The sequence below is a fragment of the Lactococcus sp. LG1074 genome, from assembly GCF_017309525.1.
Classification (GTDB): Bacteria; Bacillota; Bacilli; order Lactobacillales; family Streptococcaceae; genus Lactococcus; species Lactococcus petauri.
The window spans coordinates 382469-395191 of sequence record NZ_CP071293.1; the positions used below are offsets into that span (position 1 = coordinate 382469).

Annotated in this window: 11 protein-coding genes; 8 read left to right on the top strand and 3 right to left on the bottom strand. The window is 38.8% G+C overall.

Annotated features, from left to right (window positions below; genetic code table 11):
* Positions 1 to 45: 45 nt before the first annotated feature.
* A complete protein-coding gene (locus tag J0J36_RS01875; RefSeq protein ID WP_019292431.1) occupies positions 46 to 1017 on the bottom strand; it encodes a LacI family DNA-binding transcriptional regulator in 972 nt (323 codons plus the stop codon).
* Positions 1017 to 2432: a sucrose-6-phosphate hydrolase gene (locus J0J36_RS01880; RefSeq protein WP_019292430.1), complete on the bottom strand. Its 1416-nt coding sequence runs from the start codon at positions 2430 to 2432 to the stop codon at positions 1017 to 1019. The genes J0J36_RS01875 and J0J36_RS01880 overlap by 1 nt, the downstream gene beginning before the upstream one ends.
* Positions 2433 to 2614: 182 nt before the next feature.
* Between J0J36_RS01880 and J0J36_RS01885 the strand changes: the two genes are divergently transcribed.
* The 4 genes from J0J36_RS01885 (at position 2615) to J0J36_RS01900 (ending at position 7091) form a co-directional block, all read left to right on the top strand.
* Positions 2615 to 4552 carry a sucrose-specific PTS transporter subunit IIBC gene (locus tag J0J36_RS01885; RefSeq protein ID WP_019292429.1) on the top strand — a complete coding sequence of 646 codons (1938 nt, stop codon included), beginning with the start codon at positions 2615 to 2617 and terminating at the stop codon, positions 4550 to 4552.
* A 16-nt stretch (positions 4553 to 4568) separates the two neighbouring features.
* Positions 4569 to 5444 carry a fructokinase ScrK gene (scrK, locus tag J0J36_RS01890; protein ID WP_029346182.1) on the top strand — a complete coding sequence of 292 codons (876 nt, stop codon included), beginning with the start codon at positions 4569 to 4571 and terminating at the stop codon, positions 5442 to 5444.
* Between the two features lie 174 nt (positions 5445 to 5618).
* The gene (rsmA, locus tag J0J36_RS01895) at positions 5619 to 6509 is read left to right on the top strand and encodes a 16S rRNA (adenine(1518)-N(6)/adenine(1519)-N(6))-dimethyltransferase RsmA (protein WP_206886740.1); all 891 of its coding nucleotides are present in this window, start codon (positions 5619 to 5621) and stop codon (positions 6507 to 6509) included.
* Positions 6510 to 7091: a uracil-DNA glycosylase family protein gene (locus J0J36_RS01900; protein WP_019292426.1), complete on the top strand. Its 582-nt coding sequence runs from the start codon at positions 6510 to 6512 to the stop codon at positions 7089 to 7091. It abuts the gene before it with no gap.
* A gap of 97 nt (positions 7092 to 7188) precedes the next feature.
* On the opposite strand, the gene J0J36_RS01905 is transcribed toward J0J36_RS01900, so the two are convergent.
* Positions 7189 to 7635, bottom strand: a complete 447-nt coding sequence (locus J0J36_RS01905) for a GNAT family N-acetyltransferase (RefSeq protein ID WP_040086628.1) — start codon at positions 7633 to 7635, stop codon at positions 7189 to 7191.
* A 109-nt stretch (positions 7636 to 7744) separates the two neighbouring features.
* Here J0J36_RS01905 and J0J36_RS01910 point away from each other — a divergent pair, with 109 nt between their 5' ends.
* From J0J36_RS01910 to pflA, 4 genes are all read left to right on the top strand, one after another.
* Positions 7745 to 8866 carry an AI-2E family transporter gene (locus tag J0J36_RS01910; RefSeq protein ID WP_019292424.1) on the top strand — a complete coding sequence of 374 codons (1122 nt, stop codon included), beginning with the start codon at positions 7745 to 7747 and terminating at the stop codon, positions 8864 to 8866.
* Between the two features lie 45 nt (positions 8867 to 8911).
* The gene (locus J0J36_RS01915) at positions 8912 to 10240 is read left to right on the top strand and encodes a hemolysin family protein (protein ID WP_004259258.1); all 1329 of its coding nucleotides are present in this window, start codon (positions 8912 to 8914) and stop codon (positions 10238 to 10240) included.
* Positions 10241 to 10352: 112 nt separating this feature from the next.
* On the top strand, positions 10353 to 11813 hold the full coding sequence (locus J0J36_RS01920; protein ID WP_153924532.1) for a DHA2 family efflux MFS transporter permease subunit: 1461 nt from the start codon (positions 10353 to 10355) through the stop codon (positions 11811 to 11813).
* A 66-nt stretch (positions 11814 to 11879) separates the two neighbouring features.
* The gene (gene pflA, locus J0J36_RS01925; protein WP_019292422.1) at positions 11880 to 12674 is read left to right on the top strand and encodes a pyruvate formate-lyase-activating protein; all 795 of its coding nucleotides are present in this window, start codon (positions 11880 to 11882) and stop codon (positions 12672 to 12674) included.
* The last annotated feature ends 49 nt before the right edge of the window (positions 12675 to 12723 follow it).

Here is a 12723-nt window from a genome sequence, read left to right on the forward strand (position 1 = left end):
GAAAGTTAGAATAAAAAAGCGAAAACCGATTGGTTTTCGCTTTTTTTATTCTTCTTCGAAAGGCTTTCGTCCTTGATGTAAAGTTATAGGAAGTTTATATGAGTTTTCGACTGTTTCTCCTTGGATTTTACGAATAACTAAGTCGACTAAAAGCTCCGCCAAATCTGTAATGGGTTGCTTCACTGTCGTCAAGTCTGGATGATATTCCCTGATAAACTCTGTGCCGTCAAAGCCAATGATACTTATATCTTTGTTCATTGCCGCCGCTAGATTTTTCACAAGAAGTGCTGTTAAGTCATCTGTGCAGAAAATCCCGTCAAAGTCAGATTTTTTTAAAATTCTCTTGATTTCTTCTTTTTTATTCAGAAAAGTTAAACTTGTTGGGATTTTAATCACATGAGGTTCTAAGTCATGCTTTTTCATCACAGAGAGATAGCCTTCGCGTCTGAGGCGCGTGGGCGAATTAGTATTGTCACTGCCGGTAAAAATAGCAATTTTTTTGTTCCCGTTTTTTATCAAAGTTTCTGTTGCTAAACGACCGCCTTGCAAATTATCTGAACTAACGATAGTAGTTTGTGCAGTGAGGATGCGGTCAAAAGATACGATAGGTGCGTGGATTGCAGTATAATCGTTAGTACTTAAATTATGACTTCCATAAATGATGCCATCCACTTGGTTAGAAAGAAGTAAAGTTAAATAATCTCTTTCTTTCCTTTCGTCGTGCTCAGTTGTTGCCAGCATGGCTTTATAACCTCTTCGAAAGAGCGCCTGTTCAATTTTTTCGATTAATTCTGCATAGAATACATTCTGGATATTAGGAAAAACGAGTCCAATTAATTTTAAAGATTTCCCTTGTAAAGAGCGGGCTGCAGCATTTGGGACATAATGTAAGTCACGCATTGCGGCCTCAACCTTAGCAATAGTTGTGTCGCTTAAGTACCCTTTGTTATTAATCACACGCGAAGCGGTTGTCAAACTTACACCCGCTTTTTTTGCAACATCTTCAAGTTTAACCACTAATTCAGTTCCCACATTTTAATATTTATCGGTTTTTCACTTTGTATAAAATACTGTTCTTTGTTAGGAAATACACGCCCCGATAAGACTTTCTCTCCATCATTAATAAAAATTTCAAAAATAGATTTATCTATAAATAGATTAACTTTTTCTATTTTAACATTTACTGTCCTTTTTTCATAATTTCTTTTAACCGTGAAACAATCATTTTCCTTGTCAATATGGATTTCCAGTGCACTTTCATGAGAAGCGTTTGCCATGATATTCAAATGGTGTGATTCTTCAGACTTGAGGTCAATTTCCATTTCAAAAACATTATGAGTCGAAATCAGCTCTTCTTTGAGTAAAAACTCTTTTTTCTTTTTGCGTAGAGTTTTCATTTCATCTACAGGAGTTTGATAAAGCTTTCCGTCTTTAACACTTAGTTTTTTGACCATAGACAAGGCGCCTTGCACGCCAAACTGATCTGTCGGATAAGTTGTATCTGGTAAACCTAACCAAGAAATAGCATAAGCAGAGCCGTCAGGAGCATTAAAAGCCTGTGTGGCATAACAGTCAAAGCCATAATCAAGATTTTCTATCCTATTGTCGCCCATTAACCGGACTTCTTTATCAACAGAAAAAGAATCGGCAATAAGATAGGTATTGGGATAAATATTGCCATAAGAGCAGATTGATTGATCCAAGCCTTGGGGGCAGAAGATGAGGACCGGTGTGTTATTTATAAAGATAAGATTGGGACATTCGATCATATAGCCCATCTTTTCTGAAGTAAAATTCAAAAATCCTAAGTCCTCCCAAGCTGTTAATTGCTCATTTTTAGAGCGATAAATCTTTATTTTTCCTTCTTCGGCGACAGATTGTGCACCAATCAGCATATAGTGTTTCTTTTGGTGTTGAAAAATTTGTGGATCTCGAAAGTGATCAGTTGTTTCTGAGAAATTGGGATAGATTATAGGCTCTGGCAACTTTTCTAGCTGATTTTCTTTATCCAACTTAGCACCAAGTTGATAAGGTATGCGTGTCCAATCCTCTTTACGATGATTTCCTGTGTACATGATAAAAAGTGCATCATCAAGAGGAAAAGCAGAACCAGAAAAAGCACCAGCGTTCTCAAATTTCGTATCAGGGTAGAGAATGAGTCCTGATTTTTCAAAGTGCACCAAATCTGTAGAAGTCAAATGTACCCATGACTTCAAACCATGCACAGCGCCAAATGGAAAATGTTGGTAAAAGAGATGCCATTTGCCATTAAAAAATGAAAAACCATTGGGGTCATTGAGAAGACCGGTTTCTGGCTCAATATGAAAAGTTGAGTGCCAAGGGGATTGAGCAACACGTTCGCGTAAGGTCTTTAATTCATCCTCAGAATAGCTTTCATAAGCACGGTATCGTTCAGTGGTAGTCCATGTCATTTCTTGTATTTCCTTATCGTCATATTTTATTTTTATGATAAACGTTTTTCATGTAAAAGTCAATTTATAGACTTGATTATTTTAAGTAATGTTTTATTTTATGTTAAACGCTTGACATATTTTTTGTAAAGTGATTAAATGTGTTATGTAAGCGACACCAAAATAAATTTTAGGAGAAAACTATGAACCACAAACAAGTTGCTGAACGGATTATTTCTGCTGTGGGAGAAGAGAATATTCAAGCAGCAGCACATTGCGCAACCCGCTTGCGCCTTGTACTGAAAGACAGCTCATTGATTCATCAAGAAGCCTTAGACAATGACCCAGATCTCAAAGGAACTTTTGAGACGGCGGGACAATATCAAATCATTGTGGGACCTGGTGATGTCAATAAAGTCTATGAGGAATTTGTCAAACTTACAGGAGTAAAAGAGGCGTCGACAGCTGATTTAAAAGAGATTGTAAACAGCCAAAGCAAACCAAATCCTGTGATGGCATTAGTCAAACTTCTTTCAGATATCTTTGTTCCTTTGATTCCCGCTCTTGTTGCAGGTGGTTTATTGATGGCACTCAATAACGCTCTTACCGCTGAGAATCTTTTTGCAGCAAAATCAGTTGTTGAAATGTTTCCAGCTTGGAAAGGATTTGCAGATATTGTCAATGCTATGAGTGCAGCACCATTTGCCTTTATGCCTGTTCTTATAGGATTTTCGGCTACCAAACGTTTCGGAGGAAATCCCTATCTTGGTGCTGTTATCGGGATGATAATGGTGATGCCATCGCTTGTCAATGGTTATGCGGTGGCCACAGCTATTGCAAACAATGAAATGACCTACTGGAATATATTTGGTTTAAATGTTGCTCAGGCAGGTTATCAAGGTCAAGTACTTCCTGTTATTGGGGTATCTTTTGTCCTTGCAAAGCTGGAAAACTTTTTCCATAAACATTTGAACAACGCAGTTGACTTCACTTTCACACCATTGCTTTCGGTAATTATTACAGGATTTCTCACTTTTACCATAATTGGTCCTGCACTTCGTTTTGTATCAAATGGTTTAACAGATGGCTTGGTTGGCCTTTATGACACCTTAGGTGCCTTAGGGATGTTCATATTTGGCGGCTTTTACTCACTGATTGTTTTGACAGGTTTACACCAAAGCTTTTCAGCAATTGAAACCATGCTTATCACTAACTATCAGCATTCGGGTATTGGTGGGGACTTTATTTTTCCGGTTGCAGCCGCAGCCAACATGGCACAAGCAGGTGCAACCTTCGCGATCTTCTTCCTGACAAAAAATATTAAAACAAAGGCGCTCGCAGCTCCAGCTGGTTTTTCCGCCCTTTTAGGGATAACTGAGCCTGCCCTCTTTGGGATCAACCTAAAACTTAAATATCCATTCTTTATTGCACTTGGTGCTTCCGCTGTTGGTTCATTATTTATGGGGCTTTTCCATGTGCTGGGTGTAAGCTTAGGCTCTGCCGGTTTGATTGGGTTTATCTCCATTAAAGCAGGCTACAATCTGCAGTTTATGTTCGCTATTTTGATTAGCTTTATCCTTGCATTCATCGTTACTTTGATTTACGGACGACAAGTTGAAAACAAAAAAATTGAGAAGCCTCAGGTAGAGAATCCAATTTCTGAAATGCAAGATATAGAAAACTCTGAAAAGGAAGCAATTTTCGTACCAATCAATGGCACAGCTTTTCCACTCTCGCAGGTCAATGATCCTGTCTTCTCCACAGAAAAAATGGGCAAAGGTGTCGCTATCCAACCTGCAGATGATCATGTCTTTGCGCCAGCAGATGGAGAAATTGTGATTGCTTACGAAACGGGTCATGCCTATGGGATGAAAACCGAAAGTGGAGCAGAAATCTTGATTCACATTGGTATTGATACGGTCACGTTGAAGGGCAAAGGCTTTAGCCAAAATGTGAAGGCAGGCCAAAAAGTTAAAAAAGGAGACTTGCTTGGAACATTTAACAGAAAGACTATCAAGGAAGCTGGGTTGGAGGATATGGTAATGATGATGATTACAAATTCGTCTGATTATAACGATATTTTAGTGTTAAAGGAATATGCAGAAGTAGTAAAACAGGAAAAAATTCTTTCATTAATTTGAAGAAAGGGAGTAGAAGTTGACAATGTATTATGGATCTATAGAAGCTGGTGGGACAAAGTTTGTGCTCGCCGTTGCGGATGATCAGTTCGAGCTTGTAGATAAAATTAGAATATCTACCACAACACCCGAGGAAACAATTGCTGCTACAGTGGATTACTTTAAATCAAAAAATGTTGTGGCAATTGGCTTGGGATCATTTGGTCCCATTGATATTAATATCAAGAGTAAAACTTACGGCTATATTACATCAACACCGAAGGCAGGTTGGGCAAATACGGATTTGGTTGGGCTTTTAGAAGAGGCACTTCATGTTCCTATAGCTTTTACTACTGACGTAAATGCATCGGCTTATGGTGAAATGATGAATACTGCTCTTGAAAATCTAGTCTACTTTACTATTGGTACAGGGATTGGCGGTGGCGCTATTCAAGGCGGTCACTTTATTGGTGCTACAAGCCATGCTGAAATGGGCCATCAAATGGTTAAACGCCATCCAAACGATCTTTATTTTAAAGGTATTTGTCCGTTTCATGGTGATTGTTTGGAAGGACTGGCTTCAGGTCCAAGTCTTGAGGCCAGAACAGGGATTTCGGGTGAAGAACTTCCTGCAGACAGTCTTGAGTGGGAAATCTTGGCCTACTATATCGCGCAAGGCGTGCTTAATGCAACTTTAACATTAGCACCTGATGCTATTATACTAGGCGGTGGGATTATGGAGCAGCCCAATATGCTCGCACATGTTCAAAAAGAATTTGTGAAACTTCTGAATCATTACGTTGCTCTCCCATGTCCGATAGATGAATATTTGCGACTGCCGAGTGTTTCGGAAAATGGCTCCGCAACCCTTGGGAACTTTGCTTTAGGTAAAGCAGCCTTAGAGCTTGTGGAGTGAGATGTTGGGCTTTCTCTAAATAGTATTCGTGGCTCACAAGCTAAAGTTAAGGAGAAAAAGTATGTTTTGCTTAGCTTATTTGCATTTACGGCTATAAAAAGATAAAACGGAAATTCTTTGATTTCTGTTTTTTCTTTAAAAGCAGTTCGTCGGCTTTTCTGCTATAATAAAGCTATGACAACTTCAAATATAGATCGTATCTCAAATGTCATTCGCACACAGGATATTCTTCGTCGGCATGACTTTAACTTTAAGAAAAAATTTGGTCAAAACTTTTTGACGGACCATAATATTTTGACAAAAATTACGGCAACTGCTGAACTTTCAGAACAAGTAAACGTGATTGAGATTGGACCAGGTATTGGTTCACTCACGCAGTATTTACTTGAAGAGGCAGCAGAAGTAATGGCTTTTGAAATTGACAAAACTTTGATTCCAATTTTGGAAGAAACTTTGGCGCCGTATGATAACTTTCAACTTGTAAATGCTGATGTTTTGAAAGTTGATATGCGTGAGCACATCAAGAATTTCAAAAATCCTGACTTGCCTATAAAAGTCGTAGCAAATCTTCCTTATTACATTACAACACCAATTCTCATGCACTTGATTGAATCTAAGATTCCCTTTACTGAGTTTGTAGTGATGATGCAAAAAGAGGTTGCGGATCGTATTGTGGCTAAACCAAGCACAAAGGCTTACGGCTCGCTTTCGATAGCGGTGCAATATTATATGGAAGCACAAGTCGCTTTCACTGTGCCGCGCACAGTTTTTGTTCCAGCGCCTAATGTAGATTCAGCTATATTGAAGATGACACGCCGCGAGCAGCCTTTGGTTGCTGTGAAGGATGAAGATTTCTTCTTTAAAACCATGCACTCAACCTTTGTTCACCGTCGTAAAACCTTGATGAACAACTTACAATCTGCTTTTGGTAAGGATAAAAAACCAGAAATAACTGAACTTTTGGCCCAGGCGGATATTTCGCCTACCATTCGTGCCGAAGCACTTTCAATACCAGAATTCGCACGATTAGCCGATGCTCTACTTCCTCTCAAAGAAGGAGAATAAATGGATAAGCTGTCAAAAATTTTTCAAGCTATAAAAGAAGATCCGCAAAATACTTTGTATACTGCACAAGGTATTGCCCCGCTCTACTCCGTACACCATGAAGCAAAAATCCTTATTGTAGGTCAAGCACCAGGAATTCGAGCACAGGAGAGCCGTCTTTTTTGGAACGATCCTTCTGGGGATCGTCTTCGTGAATGGCTAGGGATTTCTTATGAAGAATTTTACAGCTCATCTAAGCTCGCCATCTTGCCTATGGACTTTTACTTTCCAGGTAAAGGAAAATCTGGTGACTTACCACCCCGCAAAGGCTTTGCGGAAAAATGGCATCCTTTATTGATTAAAGAAATGCCGCAGTTGGAGCTTATTGTCCTCATTGGTTCTTACGCGATTCCTTACTATCTTAATGTGCCGAAGAAAACACGTATTACTGATGTTGTGCGTGATTTTGAGAATTATCTACCGGAATATTTTCCACTTGTGCATCCTTCACCACGTAATAATATTTGGTTGCGGAAAAATCCATGGTTTGAGGCACAGGTCTTGCCGGAGCTAAAAATAAGAGTAAAAAACCTCCTTGCTTGAAGCAAGGAGGTTTAGTTTTGTTTAAGGAAGAGTTAATATAATGCATATAAATAAAGGAAAGCGCTCTCCAACGGTGAATAGGTGAGCGCTTATTTTTTTATTTAATTTCAAAAAACATGGTAACATGCTCGATTCCAGCTTCTGTAAAGGTTTCGCCTTGCGCTTGAAAGTCGAATTTTTCATAGAGGCCTTTGGCGCTAAGTTGTGCATGCAAAGTTAAAAGAGTAATTCCTGCTTGATTGCAAAAATCAAGAAGACTTTGTAAGAGGACATTTGCATAACCTTTGCCACGTTCCTCTTTTAGAACGGCCATTCGTTGGACCACAGCGTGTTTCTTATCTTCGCTATCCACCAAAAGACGAACAGTCGCTAAGGCTTTACCATTTTCGTAACCTACAAAGTGCACGGAATGTGCCTCATCAATAGGACTGCCAACTTCTAAATCAAAAGGAACACCTTGCTCCTTTACAAAAACAGTGTTACGAATACGTAATGCATCACAGTATATTTCCGACATGGTGTCACGGGTTTGCTTGATTTGCATAAATTTCCTCCCGAAATCTTGAATTTGCGTAAAAATCTTATTTCAATTATAATATAAATAGCTTTAAAAAAAAAGAAAGGGCTTCGTTTGCCCTTATTAGTAGGATATTATGTTTAAAAACAGTAAATTATTTTTTTGGACAGTAGAAATTTTAGCAGCGACCCTGCTTATTTTTATGCTCATGCAACTGGAATTTCTCTTCCAACCGGTCAAAACTCTTTTGGCCCTGCTCTTTATTCCCTTCATCATCGCGGGTTTTCTTTACTACATCTTCAAACCTGTAGTGACTTATATGGAAACCCGTTGGAAAATTAAACGTTTCTTTGCGATTTTGATTGTTTTGATTACTTTGCTTGGACTTGTGGTTTGGAGTATTGCATCCATCATCCCTAATGTAGTTTCGCAGTTAAGTAGCTTGATTGATGCCAGTACGAAAGCATTTCCTGAGTTTCGTCATTGGATTGAATCTTTACAAAATGATCCACGTTTTGCTCACATTTACCGTCAGCTGGACATTAATGGCATGATTAGTAATATTAATTTATCTTATACTGATATTCTGAATAATTTGCTTAAAAATTTAACGGACAGTGTTGGAAGCATCGTAAGTATCATTTCCTCTGTGGTTATGGTTGCTATCTTAGTTCCTATCCTACTTTACTATATGCTAAAAGATGGTGAAAAATTGCTTCCTTCTTTAAAACGTACAATTTTTCGTGAAGATCCACTTGGTTTTGTTGAGCTCCTCGAGAAGATGAATGCGACAATTTCTCGTTATATTTCGGGCGTGGCTTTGGATTCGCTCTTGGTTTTCATCTTTGTCTTTGTAGGTTACATGTTGTTCGGTATTCCTTACGCCTTCTTGTTTGCCAGCTTTTCGGCTATTACCAACTTAATTCCTTATGCAGGACCCTATATCGGAGTTTTGCCGGTAATTTTTACTTTGGCATTTACTCAACCTTGGACAGCTGTACTCGCTGTCGCTTATGTTTTAATCCTGCAACAGATTGACGGGAACCTTGTTTATCCTAAAATCGTTGGGAATGCTGTACGCGTTCACCCTGTGACGGTTATGGTTTTGATGTTGGTTTCAGGAAGTTTATATGGGATTCTAGGTATGATTATTGCCGTACCTGTCTACTCATTAGTTAAAGAAATTGTGAAGTTCCTTGCTGGCTTATGGCATAATCATCGTGAGCAAGAAAAGAAAAAAATATTTCAAAACGATTAAACTATGATATAATAGTTTTCATATTACTAAAAAATAGGAGTAAAAATGGCACACCCTGACCCCGAGAGCACCTCGATAATTTTACAGATTTTATTACTTGTTTTTCTTACTGCTTTGAATGCATTCTTCTCAGCAAGTGAGATGGCACTCGTTTCTCTATCGCGATCGCGTGTAGAGCAAAAGGCGAGTGAAGGCGATGAGCAGTATCAATATTTGCTTAGTGTAATCGATAATCCGACACACTTCCTGTCCACCGTTCAAGTTGGGATTACCTTCTTGAATATCGTAGCGGGGGCAAGTTTGGCTGATACATTAGCTGCACAGCTGGCACCGTTGTTTGGTGATACAAGCTTTGCCCAAACCTTAAGTAAAATCATTATCTTGGTTATTTTGACTTTCTTTACGATTGTATTTGGTGAGCTTTTCCCTAAACGTATCGCTCAGGCTCTTAAAGAAAAAGCAGCTTTGAAAATGGTTCGTCCCTTGATGGCGATTGGTGTAGTTTTAAAACCTTTCATTTGGTTGTTGACCATTACGATTAATGGGCTGGCAAGAATTTTCCCAATCAAGTTTGACAGCAGTGATGATGACATGACACGTGATGAGATTGAGTATCTCGTGCACACGGATGAAACGGCCTTAGATGATTCTGAACGTGAAATGATTACAGGTGTTTTCAGTCTTGATGAACTTGTAGCACGTGAAATTATGGTTCCACGTACGGATGCCTTCATGATTGATATCAATGATGATCCGCGTGAAAATATTGAGAAAATGCTCAGCGAGTCATACTCTCGTGTGCCTGTTTATGATGATGATAAAGACAACATCTTAGGGATTATTCACACCAAACGTATCTTAGCTCGAGGCTTTGCTGACGGTTTTGATAACATTGATTTCCGTGAGATGTTGCAAGAACCACTCTTTGTTCCTGAAACAGTCTTTGTGGATGACTTGATGCTCCAGATGCGTAACACCCAAAATCAAATGGCTATTTTGCTGAATGAATATGGGGGCGTTGAAGGTATCGTCACACTTGAAGATTTGATTGAAGAAATCGTCGGAGAGATTGAAGACGAAACGGATATTGCAGAAGCAGAAGTTCATAAGATCGGTGAGAACATGTATGTGGTTCAAGGTAAAATGACCATCAATGACTTTAATGACGAGTTTGGCACACATTTGGTCAACAAGGATGTAGACACAATGGCTGGTTTCTTCCTCTCAGAAACAGGACAAATTCCAGAAAAAGGACAACAAGTGATGTGTAAGATTGACAACTTAGAAGATCATTTCTCACTCACAAGTCTGGAAGTAGATGGAAATCGTATATTAAAACTTCGTGTGGAGTTCGATGTAGAGCTTCCTGAATAAAAGTAAAAGATAGATTAAAATTAATCTATCTTTTTATTTTACTGTCCTGACTTTCTGAAAAAAACTATGATAAAATGTAAAAGAAATGAAGATATAGAACAGAGGAGGGAATATGAAAAGAAAAGAACATTTGGCTATTGTTATAGCTATTTTTATTGCAACATTTATGACATCTGTTGAGGTTACGATTGTGACCACAGCTATGCCAACCATCATTTCTCAGTTGAAAGGACTAGAACTCCAAAGCTGGGTATTTGCTATTTATTTACTTATTTCGGCTATTGCAACACCAATCTATGGAAAACTTGCGGATAATCTGGGGCGAAAAAATATTTTTATCTTTGGACTTGTCTCTTTTGTGATTGGTTCGATACTTTGTGGTATTGCCCCCAACATGCTGTTCCTCATTATTTTTCGAGCGATTCAAGGTCTCGGTGCAGGAGCTGTGATGCCTTTAACCTTCACAATTATTGCTGATTTATTTGATTTTGAAGAGCGTGCAAAAATTATGGCGTTGAATAATACAGCTTGGGCGATTTCGGCTTTAGTAGGCCCGTTGCTTGGCGGATGGATTGTTGATACGTTGGGCTGGCACTGGGTTTTCTTCATCAATGTGCCCTTGGGATTGATCACACTTTTACTTACAATTTTTGGTTATAAGGATGTACACGAAAAAACAGCAAAACAACCGATGGACTGGGCAGGTATTGTCTCTCTATCTGTACTTTTAGTTTCATTATTACTGATGTTTCAAGAAATGTCAGCTTCCACAATCAATTGGCTATTAGAAGTTGTGCTCCTCTTCTTGATTGTTGCGGCCAGCATCATTTTTATTCGTACAGAGAAAAAAGCAGTCGATCCTTTATTTAATTTAGAAATGTTTAAAACAAGGACTTTCAGTATTCAGATTATTATTTCAATGCTTTTAAGTGGCTGCTTGATTGCTTTCAATATTTATTTTCCTATTTGGCTACAAGCCATTTACCGCGTTCCAGCCTTTGTTGCAGGTCTTGCATTAACACCTACATCATTGTTTTGGATGGTAACCAGTTTCTTTGTTGGTTTTCTTTTACGACGTTTTGCGCCGAAGAGACTTTATGCCGTTTTAGTGGGTATTCTTATCCTTGTCTACATTCCCTTGGTTCTTTCAAGTGTTGCTTTCCCAATCGAAGGTTTTTACATTATTTCTGCTTTTACAGGAAGTGTGATGGGGGTTATACTTTCAACAACGACACTTTTGGCACAAAAAATGGTTCCTGCTGAAATGGTTGGTCAAGCAAGTTCTCTCGTTGTGCTAGGACGAACTTTGGGTCAGGCAATGATGACCGGGATATTGGGGCTAGCTTTTTCCTTAGGTATCAATGCGGGGCTCAGTAAATTTCCAGAAGTCAGCTTTAAGAATGTCAACGAATTTATTAGTACAGCTTCCAACGTAGTCGTTCCCGAGAAAATTCATGGTCAATTAGAACAAATCGTTCTTGGAGCTTTGCATAATATTTTCTTCTTGGCCTTGCTTCTCTGCGTGATTACTTTTGTGGTTAACCTGTTTGATGATGGAAAATTAAGAGCCTAGAAAAGGATTTGATAATAAGAGAGATTTGAGGTATGATAAAAGCATACTGAAGAAGAGGAAAAGCTTATGACTGATACATATATTGAAGAAGCCAAAAAAGTAACCGGCCTGATTCACTCTACCGAATCCTTTGGATCTGTAGATGGTCCAGGAGTACGTTTCATTGTTTTTATGCAAGGTTGTCAAATGCGCTGCAAATATTGTCATAACCCAGATACTTGGGCGTTGAAAAACGAAAAAGCAACGACACGTACGGTAGAAGATGTGATGGACGAAGCACTTCGTTTCCGTGGTTTTTGGGGCGAAAAAGGAGGTATCACTGTATCTGGTGGGGAAGCCATGTTGCAAATTGACTTCGTCATCGCTCTTTTCCAATACGCTAAAAGTTTGGGTATCCATACCACATTAGACACTTCAGCACGGCCATTTAGAACGGATGAATATATCACCTCTCGTATTGATGAACTTCTTGAAGTCACAGATCTTGTCTTGCTGGACTTGAAAGAAATTGATTCAAAACGTCACAAGGCCTTGACGGGACACCCTAATGAAAATATTTTAGAATTTGCCCGCTACCTTTCTGACAAGGGGCAAGCCATGTGGATCCGTCACGTGCTTGTACCAGGTGAAACGGATATTGATGAAGATTTAGAAAAGCTAGGGGAATTTGTTAAAACCTTGGATAATGTTCTGAAATTTGAAATCTTACCTTATCATACGATGGGGGAATTCAAATGGCGCGAACTAGGCTGGAAATATCCACTTGCTGGTGTTAAACCGCCGACAAAAGAACGTGTGTCCAATGCAAAATCAATCATGGGTACAGAAACTTATCAAGAATATTTAGAGAGAATTAGATAAAACTTGAAGGCCGCATTTGGCTTTCAAGTTTTTTCGGTGCCAAGATTAA